Below are 23293 nucleotides of genomic sequence, written 5' to 3'. Positions count from 1 at the left end.
CGTTTTTTTAATATCCTTGGTTTTGTTCTAAGTTAGTGTTGATGCCTAAATCTGTTGCAGGTAAAGGCATAAGATCTCTGAATGCTTCTGTAGTTGCACCTTGAGGCACGTTTCTTTTCCAAGGCCAGATGCCTTGATCTGAAAACTGACCGAATCTGATCAAATCTGTTCTTCTGTGTGCTTCCCAGAATAATTCTCTTGAACGCTCAGACAAAACAAAATTGAGCGTCAAATCGGCCTGATTTATATTGCCTGTAGTGTTTCCATAAGCTCTTGTTCTTAGTTGGTTGATATAGGTTACTGCATCTGCAGCATTGCCGCCACCTCCTCTCACAAATGCTTCTGCATACATAAGGTAGGCATCAGCCAATCTGAACATTGGGAAATCCGTATCAGGAATGTCGCCTGTAGGATCTGACCCCGCAACACCGTTGACATCCACGTTTCTGAACTTTTCTACCGCGTATCCTTGAGTAAAGGTTGAGGTATTATTGATTTCTTTAGTTTGGCCATCTGTGTAAAACAAAGCCCTTCCGTCGGCAGAATTGGCTTCGCCTGGAAATTGTTCTACTAAAGCAGAGGTAGTTCTCAAACCTGCCCATCCACCATTAATACCATAGTCTGCAGGATCCATACTCCCGCCAACTGCGGCGTGGATTAAGAAGGTCATACCTCCAAAGGATTGTGTATGCAGACCATCAAAAGTAATTGGAAAAATTACTTCTGACTGTGTGCCATTAGTGTCATTATCAGCTAAAAATAGATGGTAATACGGATTCGTTGGAATTGTGTATCCAGCACCAATCACTTTTTCTGTATAGGTAATGACCTCCGCATAACGCGGCGACCCTGTATACACTTCAGCATTTAAATAAAGTTTAGAAAGCAACATCCAAACCGCAGCTTGGTCGGCGCGTCCGTATTCGTTCTGTCTTGCTGCTACAATTTCATTTTCTATAGCCAGTAATTCAGATTCTATATAAGTAAAGAGATCTGCACGATTGATTTGTTGGGGCAAGAAGGCCCCAATTGGATCTTCTTCAGTAACGAACGGTACGTTTCCAAATAAATCAAGAGCATGCCAATACGTAAGGGCGCGCATAAAACGTGCTTCTGCACGATAGTTTTGGATTTCGGAGCGTAGGCTGTCATCCACCCCACGATCGTTTAATTTGCCATCTGAAGTCTGACGTAAAAACTCGTTGGTCAGCGCTACTTGATAAAATATTCTACTGTACATGGTGCGGATAAACTCGTTTCCTGAAGTCCAGGTCTGTGAGTGTAAGTCTTTAATTGTACCGTCGTTCCATCCAATAATTGCTTCATCTGTTGTAAGTTCCTGCATGGACCAATACAAGCGTAAGTAATTGGAAAATCCTTCGTCTAACCCGGTTAAATCAGGGTTTCCAGCAGGTCCTTCCTGTCCACTGACAGAGATCCCCGCATATAACTTGGCTAAAAAAGCTTTATATGCTCCAGGCTCCTCAAAGGCCGCATCCGCTGTGAGACGGTTGTCTTCTGGTTGCAAATCTAAATCGCTCTCACAGGATTGTGCAAAAAGCACAATGGTGAAGGCAAGAAAGATGTTTTTCATTGTTCTTAACATAAGAGTGTGTTTAATATTATTCATGATATTAAAATGTAAAATTCAGTCCCAATACAAAAGTTTGTGGTCTTGGGTAGAAATTGTTGTCTATTCCATTAGAAATTTCTGGATCCAAACCATCGTATTTCGTTATGGTCAATAAATTGGTTGCCGTTAAAGACATTCTCAAGTTTATTTTTTCACCAGGAATTAAATACCCCAATGAAACGTTGTCCAACTTCACAAAATCTGCCCTTTCGATATAATAATCAGAAAATAGATTCTGCTTTTTAAAATTTGTGTCCAAGACGCTTGAATGGGCGTTTACATAATATTGACCTGGTGCATCATTGACCGTGGTAATATTTCCTCTATCAGAAGCGACGTTGTTATACATATAATTTCCAAAGCTCCCTCTAAACGTAAAACTAAAATCTAAGTTTTTATAATTTAGGGTATTAGTGAATCCCATGTAGGCATCAGGAGATGCTTTTTTATAGGCTTGTTTATCTGCTTCGGTAATTTGGTTATCGCCGTTGACATCAACATAAGCCCCTTCTATTGGTTTGCCATCGGTATCATAAACTTGTCTGAACACATAAAAAGTAGAGGGGTCTAAGCCCTCTCTCCACAACTGTATGTTGTTGCCTACACCACCACTAATGCCGCCTTGAGCTATGAAAAAGTTTGGATCCTCTCCTAAGCTCAATTTGGTGATTTTATTTTCTTGTAAAGTCACGTTAAAGCTCATGTCCCAATTGAAATCATCAGATCGGGCAAGTCCACCGTTTAGAGTGAACTCAATACCTTTACTCAACACAGACCCCACGTTGGTGGTTAATAAATCTGAAAGGTTTGATCCTGCAGCCGTTGGAATGGTTGCCAACAAATCTGTAGTTTCTCTGTAATAAGCATCTACAGTTCCGGTTAAACGCTCATTAAAGAAGCCAAAATCTAAAGCAACGTTGTATTGTGAAGTCTCTTCCCATTTGAGGTTTTCATCAAATTCTTCAGGTCGCAGGGTGTTTATATATTGTGGCACCCCATTGACGTAGCCAAATTGGACACTCGCGTCTGATCTACCCGGAGTATAGACGCCTAAATAGCCATAGTTTTGACCAATTTCTTGTTGTCCTGTTTTACCCCAACCTGCTCTCAATTTTAAATTTGAAAAGAATGAGTTTTGTAGAAACTCTTCATTGGTCATTTTCCACCCGACCGAAACTCCTGGGAAATTACTCCATCGGTTGTCTGGTCCAAAACGTGAAGACCCATCACGTCTAAAGGATAGGGACAATAAGTATTTGTTATCAAAATCGAAACTTGCACGTGCAAAATAAGATTCCAATGCATTTCTATTGATTATGATTGGACGTTCCACCAATGCTCCTGAGGTTTCGGTTTCACGACGATCAGATTTGATGTAAAATTCCTGGTATGAATGACCTGCTGTTAAATCGATATTTGTATTGATGGACTCTAAGGTTGTTTTGTAATTAAAATAGAAATCAAGCAAGGTGTTTCTGTTGAAACCATCGTAAAAATTTCTGTAATTAATACTTCCTGGTCTGTTGGGACTGGAAGGGCTGTACTGCTTTCCTGATAACTCAGAATAATCAAGACCTGCATTCAAATTGAATTTTAAGCCTTCCAAAAACGGCAGGTTATAATCGATATTGAAATTGGTAATATTTCTTTTGTTTCGGGCCCTGTTATTATTGTTGTCCAATGTAAAAACAGGATTGGTAAAGGCCAGGTTTTGCCCCACATGCTGAAAATATGATCCATCAGCATTGTAAACACTCTGGGTTGGGTCAAATCCTACTGCTGCACCAATAGCACCGTGATCGGCAAATTTGTTGTCATCTAAAATACCTTTTGTAGTTAAGGTCAATTTTAAATTATTGTTTAAAAGTCGTTTGACGGCTGAAAGATTGATAGCATTCCGCTCGTATAAATCGCCCGTTAAAATCCCTTGTTGTGAAGTGTGGTTAATGTTGGCACGGAAATTAAAATTCTCATAACCTTCAGAAATGGTGATGTTATGAATGGCGCCAACAGCAGTTTGATAGATTTGTTTTTGCCAATTGGTGCTGGCGTTCCCTAATAAACTTGCGTCATAATTGGAATCCGTCAGTGCGATAGCTCTCACCTGATCTGCTGAAAGTACATCTACATAATCGTTTACCGTGGCCACAGACGCTTTTAAGTCGTATTCCACTTTTAGCGGTGCATTGGTTTTTCCTTTTTTAGTGGTAATCAAGATCACACCGTTTGAAGCTCTCGAACCGTAAATGGCAGTTGCAGAAGCATCTTTTAATATCACAAAATCCTCAATATCGTTTGGATTTATGGCATTCAATTGATTTCTTACACCTTGTACGCCACGTTGATCCAATGGCAATCCATCGACAACAATTAAAGGCGAATTGTTTGCTGATAACGATGCACCACCTCTAATTCTAATTTCTGAGCCACCCCCAGGATCACCACCTCCGGATGTGATCCGTACACCGGCAGATTTACCTGACAGTAATTGCTCTGGAGATACAATGGCGCCTTGATTAAATTCTTTCTCACCTACTTTTTCCACAGCACCTGTTGCGTCTTGCCTAGTGGTAGATCCATATCCAATCAAGACGACTTCGTCCAATTGGGCGGTATCTTCAATAAGCACAACGTTCAGTCGCGATTGTCCTGTATAGATGATTTCTTGAGATTGGTATCCAACATAAGAAAACACAACAACATCGCCGTTATTTAAACTGATGCTGAAGTTACCTTCAAAATCTGTAGTCGTTCCTGTGGTAGTTCCTTTAATTACAATATTTACTCCCGGTAGGGGTAATGCGTCAGCTTGATCAGTTACAGTCCCAGAAACAGTGGTTTGAGACCACATGACTGAGGGTATTAAAAATACCAATAACATTAAGCTATTCATAAATGTTTTCATACACTATTTTTAAAGTTGATTGTATTAATAATTCACTTATATTTTCACTTCTTGGGTTAAACTTATGTAATTTAAAATTGAATTTGAGAAATTTCGTTGCCATATTTTTAGCGAAAACGTTTTCGTGTTGACAACTTTTTTGTGTTTTGGGGAAGTAACCTAAATATAATCAAAAAAATAGAGCAATTAGTAACAATGCTATAACTTTAGCTTGCGTTGTTGAATTTGTTATTAATTTTAATTAGATTATTGACGTTTAAAAATCCTATTTTGGCAAGACGATATCATGAAGAAAAAAATCACCTTAAAACAAATAGCAAGAGAGCTGGATGTCTCAATTTCCACAGTATCTAAGGCGCTGAGAGACAGTGTTGAAATCAGTGAAGATACCCGGCAAAAAGTGCAGGCTTTTGCCAAGCTATATAATTACAGGCCTAACAATATAGCACTAAGTCTGAAAAACCGAAAAACCAAAACTATCGGAGTCATTATTCCCGAAATTGTGCATCATTTCTTTTCCAAGGTTATCCGGGGCATTGAATTGGTTGCAAACAAAAGAGGGTATAATGTGATTATCGGGCTTTCCAATGAATCCTTTGACAAAGAGGTGATCAACCTGCAAATGTTGGCCAATGGCAGTATTGACGGTTTTATCCTCTCCATTGCGAAAGAAACATTACAGCAACAAGATTATCATCATTTCAAGGAAACCATTAACCAAGGGATGCCAATTGTGATGTTTGATCGTATCGTAAATGACATTCATTGTGATAAAGTCATCATTGACGACGTAAAAGGTTCGAAAAAAGCGGTCTCAAAACTCCTTTCCAATGGTTGTAAAAACGTGGCTATTATTACTACAAAAGACTACGTCAGTGTCGGTAAACTTCGAACTCAGGGCTATTTGGAGGCTTTAGAAGATTACAGAATTACTCCAGATACCGATTTGATTCTGAAAGTGGATGACGAACTGGTTTCTGAAGACCATTTGGAATCTCTCGAAAAGGAGATTGAGGGCTTATTTCACACCAATAAAAACATCGATGGTGTTTTTGCCGTAAATGAGCTATATGCCATTATCGCTATGAAAGTTGCCCGTAATTTGGGTATGAAAATCCCAGACGAGATTCAATTTATTGGCTTTACTGATGGAGTGCTTTCTAAGCACGCTACGCCCAGTTTAACGACAGTCAATCAGCACGGACAAGATATGGGGGAAAAGGCGGCAGGATTACTAATAGACAATCTTGAGCGTGAAGCCGAAGAAGAGCAGTACACTACCATTGTCATTGAAACCGAACTCGTTGAAAGAAACTCCACCAAATAAGAAATTCTTTTTCGACGCTGGTAGGCAATTGATTTACAGTGAATATGATTTTAAGACTTAGAAACTTAAGACATAAGATTAAAATCAATTTTTGAAAACCGTCCAATAGACACTGATTATATAGGCAGGCCGTAGAATTTCCCATTCAAGGGCACATTAAAATATCAAATTCATAACCCGTAGAAATTAGGGTAACACCAAAAAAGTATTGCAGATTTAAAAATTTTACTATCTTTACCACATAATCAAAACTTTATTTTCACTTCTTAAAAATAAGTTTTGATAAGTTTTATCGCTTATCAATAGTATTAATTTAAATATACTTTGATGAAAAAGCGTACGCTTGGATTTTGGGAAATTTGGAACATGAGTTTCGGTTTTCTGGGAATCCAAATGGGTTTTGCCCTACAAAATGCCAACGTTAGCCGTATTTTCCAAACTTTAGGAGCCGAGATTGATGATATTCCAATTCTTTGGGTGGCTGCGCCATTGACGGGTTTAATTGTACAACCCATTATTGGTTATTTAAGTGATAAGACTTGGCATTCTCGTTTAGGACGTCGACGACCATATTTTTTGATAGGCGCTATTTTTGCTTCGTTGGCTTTGTTCGTCATGCCCAATTCGCCCGTACTTTGGGTGGCAGCAGGAATGCTCTGGATTTTGGATGCGTCCATAAATGTATCCATGGAACCGTTCCGTGCCTTTGTTGGAGATAATCTTCCGGATGAGCAACGAACCAAAGGCTTCGCCATGCAAAGTTTCTTTATTGGTATTGGTGCCTATGTGGCTTCTAAGTTGCCATTGATCCTTACTTATTTTGGTGTGGCCAATACGGCGCCGGAGGGAATTATTCCAGATTCGGTCAAATATTCATTTTATATCGGTGGGGCTGCTTTTTTTCTAGCCGTATTATGGACGGTCCTAAGATCTAAGGAATACACCCCTGAAGAAATGAAGATTTTTGAAGAGCAGGAAAAGGAATTCAAACCTGTACGTGAAAGTTTTTCTGAAGAATGGTACCAAAAAAATGGAAAGTCACATCTGATCAAAGGCTTTATTATCTTGTTCATTGGCTTGTTGTCCAGTTACTTGGTATATAATTTTGATCTGAAAAAGGATCTCTATGTGCTCACTTTTGGATTGATCACTTCTGGTGGAATAGCCCTAATTGTATCAGGGTATTTGCAGGCCAACAAAGTCAGAAATGGTTTTGTGAATATTATGAATGATTTTCAGATGATGCCAAAGGTTATGAAACAATTGGCTTGGGTTCAGTTTTTTTCGTGGTTTTCGTTGTTTTCAATGTGGATTTACACCACTGCGGCCGTTACTGAACATATCTATCAAACGACCGATACCACATCTATTGATTATAATACCGGTGCGAATCAGGTGGGCGAAATGTTTGCCAACTACAATATTATCGCTGCTGCTGTAGCATTCTTATTACCGTTATTGGCAAAAGCAACCAGTCGAAAATTTACGCATTTCTTGGCATTGGTGGCTGGCGGACTCGGGATGATGTCACTATATTTCATCACCAATCCCACTACCTTCACCATGGAATGGTTACCGATGATTGGCGTCGGAATTGCTTGGGCCAGTATTTTGTCTGTCCCTTATGCCATGCTCTCAGGAGCGCTTCCAGCCTCTAAAATGGGCTATTATATGGGCGTATTCAATTTCTTTATTGTGATTCCGCAATTGGTGGCCGCTTCCATCCTTGGATTTATGGTGTCCAAGTTTTTTAATAACGAACCTATTTATGCCTTATTGATTGGAGGTTGCTCGATGATCTTGGCAGGACTTCTTTCGCTAATGGTAAATGACAAAGTAAATACAATAAAAAATGACTAAAAAAGCATTCATATTTGATCTTGATGGCGTGATCGTAGATACGGCAAAGTACCACTTTCTGGCTTGGAAAAAGCTGGCAGGTACTATCGGAATTGATTTTACCGAGCATCAAAATGAACAACTCAAAGGGGTCAGCAGAGTCAAATCTTTGGAGAAAATTCTCGTTTGGGGAAATAAAAGCATCAGTGATGCTGAGTTTACAAGACTTATGGCGTTTAAAAATGATGATTATTTGACCTATATCGATAAAATGGACGAAGAGGAAATTCTTCCTGATGTCACTAAAACTTTAGATTTTCTGAGAGGGAAAAAGCAGTATATCGCCTTGGGGTCAGCAAGTAAAAATGCTCGGATGATCTTGGAAAAAGTCAATATCCTCGAAAAGTTTGACGTCATCGTCGATGGAAACGACGTCACCAAAGGCAAACCAGACCCCGAAGTGTTTTTAAAAGCTGCGGAACATTTAAATGTTCCCCCCGAACATTGTATTGTTTTTGAAGATGCGGTGGCGGGAATTCAAGCGGCAAACAATGCAAGAATGATTTCCATTGGCATTGGCGATAAGAACACGCTTCATGAAGCAGATTATGTCTTTTCCGATTTTACGGAAATGGATGATGATTTTTTAAATGAATTAATTAACAGGTAGGATCAAGTATTGAGTACAAAGTATCAAGTATTAAGTACAAAGTATCAAGTATTAAGATATAAAACTAATAAAAAATAACAACTTCATTGTGGCACTTGATAAAAAACTTGCGTCCCTTGGGGTTAAAAATAAATTAAAACACTAAACGTCATTCCGAACGAAATAAAGGAACCCTATAATAAGACAATACCATTATTTCAATCCTCGGAATAGCTTAATAATTATAACAAATGAATCAAGATTATATCGTACCAAACAATTGGTCCATCATTGAAGAGGGCTTTGAAGCCGATCGTCTCAAATCTTCTGAAAGTATTTTTAGTATTGGTAATGGCGCCATGGGCCAGCGCGCCAATTTTGAAGAGCATTATTCGGGAAAAACCTTCCAGGGTAGTTATGTGGCCGGTGTTTATTATCCCGACAAAACGAGGGTAGGATGGTGGAAAAACGGGTATCCAGAATATTTCGCCAAAGTGCTCAACGCTCCTAATTGGATTGGTATCAATGTCACAATCAACGGTGAGGCCTTGGATTTGGCAGCCTGTAAAGAGGTACGAAAATTCAGAAGGGAACTCAATATGAAAGAAGGTTGGTTGTCCAGAAGTTTTGAGGTGACACTTCAAAATTCCATCGACCTAAAAGTAGAAACCAAACGCTTTTTGAGTTTGGATATGGATGAGGTTGGCGTGATTCAGTACAATATAACACCTTTAAATAATGACGCTCAAATTGTTTTTGAACCATATCTCGATGCCGGAATTACCAACGAGGACAGCAATTGGGATGATAAATTCTGGAATATTTTAAGTGTCGATTCTGAAGGTGATCAAGCGTATATTGTGTCGCACACCATGATCACCAATTTTCATGTGTGTACCGCTATGCAAACGCAGTTGAGTTTAAATGGTAAAGTTGTAAATGCCAATAAAAGCATAAACAAAACCGATAAAACCATCGCTTTCGAATACAGTTCGCAGGTCAAAAAGGATGACACATTAACCTTGACCAAATTTGGAGGCTATACCGTGGATCGCTACCATGATAAGAACGATCTAATTCCAGTCGCAAAGAAAACCTTGAGTAAAGCTTCAAAACTTGGTTTCGATCAGATGTTGGAAGACCAAAAAGCAGCATGGGCTAAAATCTGGAAAATGTCAGATATCACTATTGAAGGCGATGTCAGAGCGCAGCAGGGGATACGTTTTAATATCATGCAACTCAACCATACCTACATAGGTAAGGATGCGCGTTTGAATATTGGTCCTAAAGGATTTACAGGTGAAAAATATGGCGGTAGTACCTATTGGGATACGGAAGCGTATTGTATTCCTTTTTATATGGCCACCAAAGATCAAGAAGTTGCCAGAAACCTATTGACCTATCGTTACAATCACTTGGAGAAAGCCATCGAAAATGCTGAAAAACTCGGGTTTAAAGATGGAGCGGCTTTGTACCCAATGGTAACAATGAACGGTGAAGAGTGCCATAACGAATGGGAGATAACCTTTCAGGAAATCCATCGTAACGGGGCCATTGCCTTTGCCATTTTTAATTTCCACCGCTATACTGGCGATTTCAGTTATATCCCTGAAAAAGGATTGGAAGTTTTGATTGCAATTGCACGTTTTTGGAAGCAACGCGCCACCTTTTCCACTTACAGAAATAAGTATGTCATCCTGGGGGTAACCGGTCCTAATGAATATGAGAATAATATCAACAATAACTTTCATACCAATTATACCGCACAATGGTGTCTTAATTACACGTTAGAAATCATTGAAAAAATGAAGGATGATTATGCATCAGACTTAAAACGTGTGGTTGATAAAACGAAACTGTTGGATAGTGAACTATCAGATTGGAAAGAAATTGCGTCAAATATATACTTTCCATACTCCGAAGAGCACCAAGTATACTTGCAACAAGACGGGTTTTTGGACAAGGAGTTGATTACGGTAAAAGATCTACCAAGATCAGAACGTCCAATCAATCAGACATGGTCCTGGGACCGGATTTTGCGTTCGCCATACATTAAACAGGCAGATACGCTTCAAGGGTTTTATTTCTTCGAAGATCAATTTACGATGGAAGAATTGGAGCGTCATTTTGATTTTTATGAGCCGTTCACGGTTCATGAAAGTTCCCTTTCGCCATGTGTACACAGCATTCAGGCTGCAAAATTGGGTAGAATGGAACAGGCTTACCAGTTTTATGTACGTACCGCAAGATTGGATTTAGACGATTACAATCACGAGGTGGAAGAAGGCTTGCACATCACCTCTATGGCAGGAACCTGGATGAGTATTGTAGAAGGATTTGGTGGCATGCGCGTCATTGATGATAAACTGTCTTTTAAACCACAAATTCCAGAACAATGGGATTCCTACTCATTTAAAATCAATTTTAGGAACCAAATTCTTAAAATAAATGTAGGTAAAACCGAGACAAAACTTGAATTGGAAGGCGATAAAGCGATGGATATTTTGGTCAACGGAAAAGTGGTGACCATAAAGCCGAATGACATGGTAACCGTCTAATCGGATCATGATTTGATGAAAACTTCAAAAATGAGATAAAATGAAGAACTTATTGAGCATTTTAATACTACTTTTAAGCATGACACTTTTTTCGCAGGTTGAAAAGATTGAGCCTCCTTTTTGGTGGTCGGAAATGCATAACCCAGAACTTCAATTGATGGTTTATGGAAAGAATATCGCGCACTTTGACGTGGCTTTTTCGAACAGGATTCAAATTACCGATATTCAAAAAACTGAAAACCCAAATTATCTTTTTGTCACCATCAATACCAAGAATGTAAGTCCTGGGACCTATGAAATTCAATTTTCAGAGGACAATAAAATTGTGAGCACCAAATCATACGAGTTTAAATCGCGTCGTGAAAATTCTGCCCAAAGAAAAGGCTTCGATTCCAGTGATCTGATTTATTTGATCATGCCAGATCGGTTTGCCAATGGAAATCCTGATAACGATAACACGGATGATACACTCGAAAAAGTGAATCGGGAGGAGCTTTCAGGGCGCCACGGTGGCGATATTCAGGGCATTATTGATCATTTGGATTATTTGGACGACTTAGGTGTGACAGCCATTTGGAGTACGCCACTTCTGGAAGACAATGAGCCTGTCTTTTCGTATCACACTTACGCCCAGAGCGATTATTATAGAATTGATCCGCGCTTTGGAACCAATGAGGATTATAAACGATTGACATCTGAAATGCACAAGCGCGATATGAAACTCCTCATGGATTATGTGACCAATCATTGGGGTAGCAAGCATTGGATGATTCAGGATTTGCCATCTAAAGATTGGATTCATTATTGGGAAAATGGCGAAAACGGATTTCAAAGAAGCAGCTATAGAATGACCACCCAATTTGATTCGAACGCCTCTGAAGCTGATAAGGAAGCTTGTATGAATGGATGGTTTGATACGACTATGCCAGACATCAATCAGAAAAATCCTTTGGTCTTGACCTATATGATTCAAAACGCCATTTGGTGGGTTGAATTTGCCGATCTGGACGGATTTCGTGTAGATACCTATTCATATAATGATAAAGATGGAATTGCAGAATGGACCAAGACCATTATGGACGAGTATCCTAATTTCAATATCGCTGGTGAGGTTTGGATGCATAATCAGGCGCAAATGGCCTATTGGCAAAAAGACAGTAAAATAGGAGCCATTGATAATTACAATTCCCATTTGCCAACCGTCATGGATTTTACCCTCCACGATGCCATTTTGGAAATGTTTGCAGAAGATGAGCAAGGGTGGGATAAAGGGATGATCAAAGCTTATGAGAACTTTGTGAATGACTTTTTGTACCCAGACATCAACAATATTTTTGTGTTTGCGGGCAATCATGATACCAATCGGATCAGTGAGATCTACGGATCGGATATCAATACCTATAAGATGATTATGACGCTTATTGCAACAGTTAGAGGGATTCCTCAAGTCTATTATGGTGACGAATTGGGGATGGTTGGGAATAGAGACTTGAAGGGTGATGGTGATATCCGTCGTGATTTTCCTGGTGGATGGGAAGGCGATCCTATGAATGCATTTACCGCAGAAGGAAGAACGGCAGAGCAAACTGAGTTTTTTGAATTTTCAAAGAAACTTTTCAACTGGCGAAAGTCGAAGTCAGTCATACATTCTGGTAAAACTATGCAGTTTGTTCCAGAGAATAATGTCTATGTGTATTTTAGATACCATACTGACGATAAAGTGATGGTGATCATCAATAACAATCCTAAAGCTCAAACTTTAGATTTAAAGCGCTTTGCCGAAATGATTGGTGCGGAAAAATATGGAAATGAAATGTTATCAGATGAAAGAATAGCTTTGGAGGACACTTTGACTATTGACGGAAAAACGTCGATGATCATTGAGTTTTAAATTCTCAAAAAATTTCACTAATTCCAATTCATAATCCGCTAAGTTTTGCGAAAAAACAATCTGCAAGGTTTTGAAAACCTTGTAGGTTTATAACAAAAGATGAAAAGAATTATTTACATACTTGTCATTTTCATTAGTTCACTTTCTTGTGAAACTAAAAAAGAAGAGAAAACTATCATTAAGCCAGCAGACACTTCCAAGGTTCAAACAGAAACCATTGAAGGCGATTTTGCGGGAGGAAGTTTGTTGCGGATTGATGATTTCCCATCCAATTATATCCCGCCAAGAAAAGTTGATATATGGTTACCAGAAGACTATTCCAACAGTAAAAAATATGCGGTAATGTATATGCACGATGGGCAAATGTTGTTTGATAGCACGATTACTTGGAATAAACAAGAGTGGAAAGTGGATGAAACATCAAGTCAATTGATGAACGACAGCATCACCAGAGACTTTATTGTGGTGGCTCCTTTTAATATCAACGATTTACGTCACAGTGAGTATTTTCCACAAAAGCCTTTTGAATCCTTGCCTAAGTCGGTTCGCGATTCACTTTTTGAGCAGGCCAAGAAGGACAATTTTAAGTTTGATAACGTGACTTCAGATAATTATTTGGGGTTTATAGTCAATGAATTAAAACCTTATGTGGATGCCAATTATTCGGTGTTGACCGATAGGAACAACACATTTGTAGCAGGTTCAAGTATGGGCGGATTGATTTCAATGTATGCTATTTGCGAATATCCTGATGTTTTTGGAGCCGCCGCATGCTTATCAACCCATTGGCCCGGCACCAATCCTAATGATGGCGATTTATTGGCCGATACGTTTTTTGAATATATGAAGGCTAATTTACCTTCTCCAAAAACCCACCGATTCTATTTTGATTACGGTACAGAAACATTGGATAAATTCTATCCGAAATATGCACCAAGAGTCGACAAGATTTTTAAAGGCAAAGGCTATGATTCATCTAATTTTAGAAACCTAAAGTTTGATGGCGCAGAGCATACAGAGATTTCGTGGCAAAAACGCTTGGATATTCCATTGACGTTTTTGTTGGGAAGAACCGAATAGGACGTTATCAGACCTAACAGGTTTCAAAAACCTGTTAGGTCTAAAAAAACAGCCTGATTTAAAAAGGGGTAAAACTTCTGAATAAACCTGTCAGGTTTGAGCAAAAACTTGAATTTTGAAAGCGAATAATAAATGAAAAATCACCTATTAATAATATCCCTAATATCATCACTCCTGGGTTTCTCACAAAACCCAAACCGAACTTTTGAATCCATCAATTACGATAACAACGTTCTGGAAGTAAAAGTCCACGATGGTGTTTATAAAATTATTCCCTACAGTGAACGTATTGTTGAAACCACCTTTATTCCTAACGGCGAGACTTTCAATGAAAATTCACACGCCGTTGTTTTAAAACCAGAAACAGTAGAATCAGGATTGCTCAAAACCGATACGTCCTTTGAATTGAAAACACCAGGAATTTCGATTACCGTTCAAAAACAACCTTTTCAAATTTCGTATTCCTACAAAGGCAAACCCATCATTTCAGAAAAAATGGGCTACGTCAAAAACGACAGCTTGGAAACCATCCAGTTCAACATCACAAAAGATGAAATCCTTTATGGCGGTGGTGCAAGGGCCTTGGGCATGAACCGTCGTGGTCACCGATTGCAACTGTACAACCGTGCGCATTACGGTTACGAAACCCACTCGGAGTTGATGAACTATACGATGCCAATCATGATGTCGTCAAACCAATATATGGTTCATTTTGATAATGCACCTATCGGATTTTTGGACTTGGACAGTAAAAAAGAGAACACCTTGACTTATGAAACCATTTTTGGCAGAAAAACCTACCAAGTCATTGTGGGCGATTCTTGGACAGATTTGATCGATAATTATACCGATTTAACTGGGAAACAACCCTTGCCACCGCGTTGGGCCTTGGGGAATTTTTCAAGCCGTTTTGGCTACCATTCCCAAAAGGAAGTTGAAGCTACAGTTCAAAAGTTTAGGGATGAACAAATTCCGTTGGATGCAGTGATCATCGATATTTTTTGGTTTGGTAAAGACATTAAAGGGCATATGGGAAATCTGGAGTTTTTAAAAGACTCCTTCCCTAATCCGACCCAAATGATCAAAGATCTAAAGTCTGACCATGTCAACACGATTTTGGTGACTGAGCCATTTGTTTTGACTACCTCCAAGCGCTGGCAAGAAGTCGTCGACAAAGATGTGATGGCAAAGGATTCTGTCGGAAATCCATACACGTTTGATTTCTATTTTGGAAATACGGGATTGATCGATATCTATAACCCGAAAGGAAAAACTTGGTTTTGGGATATTTACAAAGGATTGGCTGATATGGGCGTGACAGGAGTTTGGGGCGATTTGGGCGAACCAGAAGTTCATCCATCAAAGTTAATTCATGCTACAGGAACAGCAGATGAGGTCCACAATATTTATGGCCACGATTGGGCAGGCTTAATTGCAGAAGGCTATAAGACTGATTTTCCCAATCAGAGACCTTTCATATTGATGCGCGCCGGCTATTCAGGATCTCAGCGATTTGGCATGATTCCGTGGTCAGGAGATGTGAACAGAACTTGGGGCGGATTGCAAAGTCAACCTGAAATTGCGCTGCAAATGGGTATGCAAGGCTTGGGCTATATGCATTCTGATCTGGGCGGATTTGCCGGCGATAATAAAGATGCTGAACTGTATGCACGTTGGCTGCAATATGGTGTTTTTCAGCCTATTTACCGTCCGCATGCCCAGGAAGAAGTCCCTGCGGAACCTGTTTTCTGGGATTCTAAAACCAAGGCACTGGCTAAGAAATCCATCGAATTGCGCTACAGGTTATTGCCCTATAATTATAATCTCAGCTTTCAAAATCACACGAAAGGGACACCACTTATGCGACCATTATTTTTTGAAGACGATTCAGAAGCACTCAAAACCGATGCTTCGGAATACTTTTGGGGCGATGATTTTTTGATCGCACCAATTCTTAAATCTCAAATTACTGAAAAGGAGATTTACTTCCCTAAAAATAGCAATTGGTTCGATTTTTATACGAATGAAATGTTTGAAGGCGGAAAAAGTGTCACCGTCAAAGTTGCCGAAGATCATATTCCGACATTTGTACGTGGTGGTGCTTTTATTCCTATGGCAAAACCCATGCAAAGCACTAAGGAATACGATGGGCATATTTTTGAATTGCATTTCTTCTATGATGCTACAGTTAAGGAAAGTGAAGGCCAACTGTACAATGATGATGGATTGACGGCCGATGCCTATGACAAAGGACACTATGAACTGATGGCCTTTTCATCAAAAGTGAGCGCGAAAGAAATTGAAATTGAAATAAAAGCTGAGCTTGGCTCGGATTTTCAAACACAAACAAAATCCATTGAGCTTGTCCTTCACAACATAAGCCTGAAACCTAAATCGGTTAAGATCAGTCGCAAAAAATTGGATTTCACTTTTAATAAAGATCAAAAAATAATAACTATTCCTTTAGAATGGAACACTTCAAAAGAATTAAAACTAAACATCAAATTAAATTAATTACCATGAAAAAAGTCATTTTAGCAATCTTCAGTTTTATGCTGATAGTTGCTTGTAAAGAAGAAAAGAAAGTTGAAGCTTTCATTGAAGAAACGACTCAAGAAGACATTCAACCTATTTCCGATGCCGTGTTGGAAACTGCCGTTATTTATGAAGCCAACATTCGACAATACTCGCCTTCGGGACATTTTGATGAATTCACCAAAGATATTCCGCAGTTAAAAGAACTGGGCGTTAAAGTGATATGGTTGATGCCGATTTTCCCAATCAGCGAAACCAAACGTAAAGCTACCGGCGGAGAGGATAGTAAATTTGCCTCCGATTTCCCAGAAACCGAACAATCCAAATACCTGGGCAGTTATTATGCCGTATCCGATTTCACCAAAATCAATCCAGAATTTGGAACCCTTGAAGATTTTAGAAATTTGGTCAAAACTGCGCATGAAAACGGCATTTATGTTATTTTGGATTGGGTGCCAAATCATACAGGTTGGGATCATGAATGGATCAAAAGTAATCCAGATTATTATACCAAGGATAAAGATGGCAACATTACACATCCTGTAGATACGGATTGGACGGATGTGGCAGATTTGAATTATGACAATAAAGACATGCGCAAAGAAATGATTGCTGACATGCAATATTGGTTGAAGGAAGAAGGTATTGACGGATTTAGATGTGATGTGGCAGCCTCTGTTCCAACAGATTTTTGGCAAGAGGCCATTCCGCAACTCAGAAGTACAAAAGACATTTTTATGTTGGCTGAAGCTTGGGAACCTGAATTGGCAAAAGACGGTTTGTTCGACGCGGTTTATGGATGGGACACTCATCACGTCATGAATGCTATGGCTAAAGGCGAAAAAGGATTGGATGCGTGGAAAGACCGCTGGGCCGAAATTGAGTCCATCTACGAAAAAGATGATATCATTATGAATTTTGTGACCAACCACGATGAAAACTCATGGAATGGAACTATCAATGAGCGAATGAAAGACGCTGCGCCACTAATGACAGCATTTAGCTATGTCATTCCAGGAATGCCGTTAATCTATTCCGGGATGGAGTATGATATGGACCACCGATTGAAGTTTTTTGAAAAGGATTCCATTCCAAAAACAAAAGGAAAGATGTGGCCACTGCTTGAAAAGCTTGGAACCTTGAAGAATACGAATCCGGCATTAAACGGAGGGAAAGATCCAGCAACCTATAAGGATTTGGAAACTACCAATGACAAAGTATTGGCATTTCAACGGAGTAAAAACAACATTACAGTCACTTTTGTAGGGAATTTTTCAAACCAAGAGCAGTCATTCTCTGCGCCTATAAAAGGAAATTTCACGGATTATATGACTAATGAACCTATTGAAATGAATGACAATGTGCTTGTTCTAAAACCATGGGAATACCGAATCTTAACAGAATAATTATGAGGAATTTATTATGGTGTTTTCTTTGTAGCTTCGTTTTATTAAGCTGTAAAGAAGAGCGTAAATTAATGACAATGAATGAAATAAAAGAAGAGCCTTTTGTTTGGGAAGGTGCGAACCTATACTTTTTATTGACGGATCGTTTTAATAATGGCGATACCTCGAACGATGTAAATTTTGATCGGACCAAAGAAACCGGCAAACTAAGAGGTTTTGAAGGAGGCGATTTGAAAGGCATCACACAAAAAATAGAAGATGGCTATTTCTCCGATTTGGGTGTCAACGCAATCTGGATGACGCCGATTGTAGAACAAATACATGGTGGTACTGATGAAGGAACCGGCATTACTTACGGATTTCATGGCTACTGGACCAAGGATTGGACGGCTATTGACCCAAATTTTGGAACCAAGGAAGATTTAAAGGTCTTGATTGCTGCGGCACACAAAAGAGGGATTCGTGTTTTGTTGGATGCTGTCATCAATCACACGGGGCCAGTTACTCCAGTAGATCCTGTATGGCCCGACGAGTGGGTGCGTACCGATCCAACTTGTGATTATACGTCCTATGATTCCACCATTTCATGCACGTTGGTCAAAAATCTTCCAGATATTAAAACAGAAAGCGATGACCCTGTTGACTTGCCACCACAACTTGTTGAGAAATGGAAGTCGGAAGGACGTTATGAGCAGGAAGTTGCCGAGTTGGATGCCTTCTTTGAACGAACTGGCCACCCCAGAGCACCTCGTTTTTATATCATAAAATGGCTAACTGATTATATTACTGAGTTTGGAATTGATGGTTATCGTGTAGATACGGTAAAACATGTTGAAGAAAGTGTTTGGTCAGAATTCAGAGCAGAATGTGATTTTGCTTTTAACCAATGGAAAACCAATAACCCGGAAGCGGTGATGGACGACAACGAATTTTATTTGGTTGGAGAGGTCTATGGTTATGGCATTTCGACTGGAACAGCCTATGATCTTGGCGGGACTTCTATTAATTATTTTGAAAAGGCCTTTAACAGCTTGATCAATTTTGAATTCAAATACCATGCGGCAAAATTTGACTATGAAGGCCTATTCAATAAGTACACGAACAAGCTTGATGGACCCTTAAAGGACTTTGGTGTTTTAAACTATTTATCATCACATGACGATGGCGAACCTTTTGATGCCACACGGGAAAAACCCTTTGAAACCGCCACAAAACTATTGTTGGCACCAGGCACTTCACAAACCTACTATGGCGATGAATCGGCAAGACCCTTGGTAATAGAAGGAACTGTTGGTGATGCCACCTTAAGATCTTTTATGAATTGGGATCAGATTGGATCAGACGAGAACACCAAATCAATTATAGACCATTGGCAAAAATTGGGGCAATTCAGAAGAAATCACCCTGCCGTTGGTGCAGGCATCCATCAAATGATAACCGAAAGTCCGTATGTGTTTTATAGAAGCTACAAAAAAGAAGACTATGAAGATTTGGTTATTGTGGGTTTAGACCTTCCAAAGAGTTCTAAAACATTAAACGTGGGTAGAGTGTTTGAAGATGGTACGCCTTTGCGTGATGCCTACTCTGATCAAGATGTAGTTGTTGAAAATGGTCAGGTTCTGATAGACTCTGAATTTGATATCGTGTTATTGGAATTAAAATAACAGCCATTGCCCTGAGAGCTGAGCTTTATTATAGATTAATTTTATCTGAACAAAGAATCGTGGAGTTTTACTTAGTGCGACACGATTCTTTTTTATAGCTTCCTCAAAATGTCGTAAATTTGAGAAGACGTAAACGTTATGAAAGATATTAATGATGGTTTGGATTCACCGCTAGCGCTCAAAATAAGTTTCGACAAGCTATTGCAGCGTTATGAGACACTTGCTCAAAGTGATGATCCCTTCAAGGTCAAAAAAGCGCAGCGTGTGCTGCAAGCAGGGAATTCAATTCCTGAGCTAAGAGCTGGTTTTAGTGATCCTAAATTGTTGCAAACCTATCAAAAGGAAATCCAGATTATTCTTGAAGACTCTTTCAGCCAGGTTCTTACTTTAAACGAAATCAAGACGGCCTCTATGCCCTTGCACGATTTGAATTTCAACGCTTCCGCCCGCTTCAAATCCATCGTTGAAAATGCCGGTCCGGATTTTCAACTAAAAATTTCCAATATGCCCGAGGATGATCATTACAGGGTGGCCTGTACGATCATTTTATATTTCTATTATGGATATCAGATGAGCTTTAGAAGATCATTGTTCTATGAGATTCCGGATGTCAATGGTATTTTAAGGACCTATAAAATCTTGTTCAATGCTGATTTTGCCGAGGTTGTTAAAACAGAATCTGCACCCGAGATTACAGAAGAAGACTACCGATTGTTGTTGAGTAATTTTGAGGATATTGATTTATGGCGTGAGAAATTTCCTCCCCAAAGTTATATTTATAAAGGGTTTACAATTAACAATATTTTTGATGTTACCGATGATCGGGCCATTTCTGATATCAAGTCCACCTTGCTGATCTCCGGAAAACGTAAGAATGATAATTTTATTGATGACTTTCAAGTCACCTTTGAATCTTTATTCAATATTAAAAACCTGAAAGTGGGTTTTGTAATGTACAATAAGGAAAGTCAGACTTTTGAACGTGTTGAAGGAGAGATTGTTGAGAGTTATCTGCTTACGGATACTGCCATCGTTCCTTGTCAAAGTGCGCTCTGTGGTGAATCTTACAAATCACTTATTACCGAGAAGGAATATTTTTCAGTTTTAGATGTGGAGCAATGTTATCACAAATCGCAGGAGCCATTTTATAAAAACCTGTATGATCAGAACATCAAAAGTGCCATCTTCGCGCCCATCTCCAGCGAAGGAGAATTGATGGGTGTACTTGAAATCGTTTCCCATAAAGTAGGAGAACTCAACAGCGTTAATGCCAATTTATTGAGAGACGTCATGCCTTTTATTGTGTCTTCATTGTTGCGGTCAAAGGAAGAGGAAAAGCATTTGATAGAGGCTGTTATTCAGCAAGAATGCACGTCCATCCACCCGAGTGTATCCTGGAGGTTTGAAGAGGCGGCCCGGGTTTTTCTTGATAAAAGGAGAACCAAAGGCAAAAATGTCGCTTTTGAAGAAATAACTTTTAAGGATGTCTATCCGCTCTTTGGCCAAATTGACGTTATGGGCTCTTCTGAAACAAGGAATGAAGCCACCCGACAGGATTTGTCCTTGCAGCTGAATCTGTCCAAAGAAATAGTTAAAGCACAATTAGAAATTGAAAACCTACCTGTTTATGAGCAATTGTTGCATCGGTTGGAAATCTTTTTGAATACCTTAGACCATCATTTCATAGTGGATAGTGAGCAAGAAATTAGCAGTTTTTTTGAAAACGAAATTCATCCTCTGTTCGAGTTTATTGAACAAAAAAATGGGATGCTCCGCGGTGATATTGAGAACTACTTTGCTAAAATAGACCAACGTTTAAGTCTCATTTATTTCTATCGAAAAAAATATGACGACACCATTGCCTTGATTAATAAAGACATGACGCAGATCCTTGATCATAAACAGGAGGAAGCACAACAAATGTATCCACATTATTTTGATCGTTATAAAACGGATGGCGTGGAACACAATATGTATATTGGTGAATCTATTACCAAAGAGCAAGGTTTTCATGACATCTATTTCTATAATTTGCGATTATGGCAACTCCAGGTGATGTGCGAAATGGAGAATGAATTTTATAGAAATAGGCAGAATTATCCTTCATCTGTTGATGTGGCGTCAATGATTTTAGTCTTCAATAAGCCTTTGACCATCCAATTTAGAACAGATGAAAAGCAATTTGATGTCTATGGTACCTATAACGCAAGTTATGAAGTAATTAAAAAGCGTGTGGATAAAGCCTTCATAAGAGGTACTAATGAGCGTGTGACCGTAAATGGCAAATTGACCATCATTTACTCTCAAAAAGAGGACGAGCAAGCTTATTTGCAATACATTAAGTTCCTGCAATTTAAAAAGGTATTTGGTTCGCCCATTGAATTGCTCGAACTTGAAGATCTTCAGGGTATTGCTGGTTTAAAGGCTATACGTGTGCCTATCCTATATAATCACCATAAAGAAGATTATTATTATACCTATAATGATTTGATGAATGAAATCGAATCCTAAACAAAATAGTTATGGGATGTTTTCTGCTGAGGTTCTATGATGTTTATTGCCTGATCTCCTGATTTTAAAACATTATCAATATTGGCATTTGGAGAGAACTTAAAGGAAACTGCAAAAGCAATTACGGATATAATCATGCCCACCATAAAGACGGTATAGGTCACCCTTAAAATGCGATACTTCCGATCCAGTACCTTTCCTAAAAAGTAAAGATCCTTTGTCAACGAACTATAGACGTAATTTTTATCTTTTAAAAGCTCAGTAATTGCCCATTCGAAATCTTCTAGTTTCATCTTATGGAAATTACCAAAAAAGGTCAGATTCACTTTTTGGTTCTTTACATCTTCTTTTGTGAATTCGCCGCTGGTAACGTTTGGGCGTGTTGCGACGATAGATAGAATCATCGAGGTAATGCTGGAGAGCATTAAGATAATAGTAGGTACAATTAAAAATTGATTGGCTGGATTGTCAAATTTTGAAAATAGGGTAGAGAGCATTAATGAGATAATAATGGCATTGACTGACAACAGGATGTTAGCTTTTGTATCTGCAATATCACTTAGTTTAATATGGTTTCGCAACGATGTTCTGTAAAATGACTGAATGGCACGCTCTGGACTCGCATCTTTGGCTTTTGCCTTATACCGCGCCTTCATTTGTTCTTTCTTATGTCTCTTTTTTTCTTTCCTCTTTGATTTGATGAGCTCAGCTAAATTAATCTCTTTCTGTTGCTGCCAATTTCTTAAGGCATAATCTGTATAAAACTGATGTTTTTGTGACAATACCTCAATGTTTTCGGCCAACCATTCTGAAGTCGTATAAGTTATTACGTCTTGTAATTCCAATTCTTTGCGTAAGAACTCGCTCGCTTCATCAAAATAGTCCTTTCCAAAATGAGAGGCATCGGCATCTCTTATTATTTTTTCGAGTTCAGTTTTTGGGGTATCCTTGAATTTAGTCGCCATAATACATTTATTGACGGCTTCAATAATAGACTTTTCAACCTGTTGTTCTTCTAAGAATTTGGTAGCTATCTTAACACTTTCTTCTTCATGGTCCTCTCTTGTCTTGGTGTACCCAGTATCGTGAAGCAAAGCAGCAAGTTGGAGGATTTTGGAATCAGCAGCAGTAACCTCAGAATTATCAATGATCTCATTCGCGCTTCGCAATACACGTTTAGTATGCGTGAAATTATGATAAAGGAACGTGTTGGGTAAGTCTTCCTTAAACAGATTAAATACAAAATCCTCAGTTTTTGTGATGATATCAGCCATAAATGTGATCTAAAAAATTTT

13 protein-coding genes are annotated in these 23293 nt (G+C 38.9%); 10 read left to right on the top strand and 3 right to left on the bottom strand.

Annotation, left to right across the window (positions count from 1 at the left end; all coding sequences use genetic code 11):
• Positions 1–7: 7 nt before the first annotated feature.
• Positions 8–1606 (bottom strand): RagB/SusD family nutrient uptake outer membrane protein, encoded by a 1599-nt coding sequence (locus H3Z82_RS12505; RefSeq protein ID WP_182205848.1) that lies wholly within the window; start codon positions 1604–1606, stop codon positions 8–10.
• A 28-nt stretch (positions 1607–1634) separates the two neighbouring features.
• Complete coding sequence (locus H3Z82_RS12500; protein WP_182205847.1) at positions 1635–4538, bottom strand: SusC/RagA family TonB-linked outer membrane protein; 2904 nt, start codon at positions 4536–4538, stop codon at positions 1635–1637.
• Between the two features lie 286 nt (positions 4539–4824).
• Between H3Z82_RS12500 and H3Z82_RS12495 the strand changes: the two genes are divergently transcribed.
• From H3Z82_RS12495 to H3Z82_RS12450, 10 genes are all read left to right on the top strand, one after another.
• Positions 4825–5865, top strand: coding sequence for a LacI family DNA-binding transcriptional regulator (locus H3Z82_RS12495; protein ID WP_182205846.1), 1041 nt, complete (start codon positions 4825–4827; stop codon positions 5863–5865).
• Positions 5866–6192: 327 nt separating this feature from the next.
• Positions 6193–7725 carry an MFS transporter gene (locus tag H3Z82_RS12490; protein ID WP_182205845.1) on the top strand — a complete coding sequence of 511 codons (1533 nt, stop codon included), beginning with the start codon at positions 6193–6195 and terminating at the stop codon, positions 7723–7725.
• Positions 7718–8374, top strand: a complete 657-nt coding sequence (pgmB, locus tag H3Z82_RS12485) for a beta-phosphoglucomutase (protein ID WP_182205844.1) — start codon at positions 7718–7720, stop codon at positions 8372–8374. Before H3Z82_RS12490 ends, pgmB begins: the two co-directional genes overlap by 8 nt.
• 230 nt (positions 8375–8604) lie before the next feature.
• A complete protein-coding gene (locus tag H3Z82_RS12480) occupies positions 8605–10911 on the top strand; it encodes a glycoside hydrolase family 65 protein (protein WP_182205843.1) in 2307 nt (768 codons plus the stop codon).
• A 40-nt stretch (positions 10912–10951) separates the two neighbouring features.
• Positions 10952–12802 (top strand): glycoside hydrolase family 13 protein, encoded by a 1851-nt coding sequence (locus H3Z82_RS12475; RefSeq protein ID WP_182205842.1) that lies wholly within the window; start codon positions 10952–10954, stop codon positions 12800–12802.
• A gap of 99 nt (positions 12803–12901) precedes the next feature.
• Positions 12902–13882, top strand: a complete 981-nt coding sequence (locus H3Z82_RS12470) for an alpha/beta hydrolase (RefSeq protein WP_182205841.1) — start codon at positions 12902–12904, stop codon at positions 13880–13882.
• Between the two features lie 132 nt (positions 13883–14014).
• Complete coding sequence (locus tag H3Z82_RS12465) at positions 14015–16396, top strand: glycoside hydrolase family 31 protein (protein ID WP_182205840.1); 2382 nt, start codon at positions 14015–14017, stop codon at positions 16394–16396.
• A gap of 5 nt (positions 16397–16401) precedes the next feature.
• Complete coding sequence (locus tag H3Z82_RS12460) at positions 16402–17823, top strand: alpha-amylase family glycosyl hydrolase (protein ID WP_182205839.1); 1422 nt, start codon at positions 16402–16404, stop codon at positions 17821–17823.
• Positions 17824–17825: 2 nt separating this feature from the next.
• On the top strand, positions 17826–19487 hold the full coding sequence (locus H3Z82_RS12455; RefSeq protein ID WP_182205838.1) for an alpha-amylase family glycosyl hydrolase: 1662 nt from the start codon (positions 17826–17828) through the stop codon (positions 19485–19487).
• A gap of 138 nt (positions 19488–19625) precedes the next feature.
• The gene (locus H3Z82_RS12450; RefSeq protein ID WP_182205837.1) at positions 19626–21998 is read left to right on the top strand and encodes a GAF domain-containing protein; all 2373 of its coding nucleotides are present in this window, start codon (positions 19626–19628) and stop codon (positions 21996–21998) included.
• On the opposite strand, the gene H3Z82_RS12445 is transcribed toward H3Z82_RS12450, so the two are convergent.
• Positions 21995–23272 (bottom strand): Pycsar system effector family protein, encoded by a 1278-nt coding sequence (locus tag H3Z82_RS12445; RefSeq protein ID WP_182205836.1) that lies wholly within the window; start codon positions 23270–23272, stop codon positions 21995–21997. The two genes, H3Z82_RS12450 and H3Z82_RS12445, sit on opposite strands and share 4 nt — an antisense overlap.
• Positions 23273–23293: the final 21 nt, after the last annotated feature.

It is taken from the genome of Gelidibacter maritimus, from assembly GCF_014062315.1.
Lineage (GTDB): Bacteria > Bacteroidota > Bacteroidia > Flavobacteriales > Flavobacteriaceae > Gelidibacter > Gelidibacter maritimus.
The sequence above is the reverse complement of the archived record's forward strand: the minus strand, read 5'-3'. Positions and strand labels throughout refer to the sequence as shown.

What these genes read in the sequence shown, in the direction of transcription:
- H3Z82_RS12460 (WP_182205839.1), top strand. Translation starts at nt 16,402, where the DNA reads ATGAAAAAAGTCATTTTAGCAATCTTCAGTTTTATGCTGATAGTTGCT.
- H3Z82_RS12445 (WP_182205836.1), bottom strand. Translation starts at nt 23,272, where the DNA reads ATGGCTGATATCATCACAAAAACTGAGGATTTTGTATTTAATCTGTTT.
- H3Z82_RS12480 (WP_182205843.1), top strand. Translation starts at nt 8,605, where the DNA reads ATGAATCAAGATTATATCGTACCAAACAATTGGTCCATCATTGAAGAG.
- H3Z82_RS12450 (WP_182205837.1), top strand. Translation starts at nt 19,626, where the DNA reads ATGAAAGATATTAATGATGGTTTGGATTCACCGCTAGCGCTCAAAATA.
- H3Z82_RS12500 (WP_182205847.1), bottom strand. Translation starts at nt 4,538, where the DNA reads ATGAAAACATTTATGAATAGCTTAATGTTATTGGTATTTTTAATACCC.
- H3Z82_RS12475 (WP_182205842.1), top strand. Translation starts at nt 10,952, where the DNA reads ATGAAGAACTTATTGAGCATTTTAATACTACTTTTAAGCATGACACTT.
- H3Z82_RS12470 (WP_182205841.1), top strand. Translation starts at nt 12,902, where the DNA reads ATGAAAAGAATTATTTACATACTTGTCATTTTCATTAGTTCACTTTCT.
- H3Z82_RS12495 (WP_182205846.1), top strand. Translation starts at nt 4,825, where the DNA reads ATGAAGAAAAAAATCACCTTAAAACAAATAGCAAGAGAGCTGGATGTC.
- H3Z82_RS12465 (WP_182205840.1), top strand. Translation starts at nt 14,015, where the DNA reads ATGAAAAATCACCTATTAATAATATCCCTAATATCATCACTCCTGGGT.
- H3Z82_RS12505 (WP_182205848.1), bottom strand. Translation starts at nt 1,606, where the DNA reads ATGTTAAGAACAATGAAAAACATCTTTCTTGCCTTCACCATTGTGCTT.
- H3Z82_RS12455 (WP_182205838.1), top strand. Translation starts at nt 17,826, where the DNA reads ATGAGGAATTTATTATGGTGTTTTCTTTGTAGCTTCGTTTTATTAAGC.
- H3Z82_RS12490 (WP_182205845.1), top strand. Translation starts at nt 6,193, where the DNA reads ATGAAAAAGCGTACGCTTGGATTTTGGGAAATTTGGAACATGAGTTTC.
- pgmB (WP_182205844.1), top strand. Translation starts at nt 7,718, where the DNA reads ATGACTAAAAAAGCATTCATATTTGATCTTGATGGCGTGATCGTAGAT.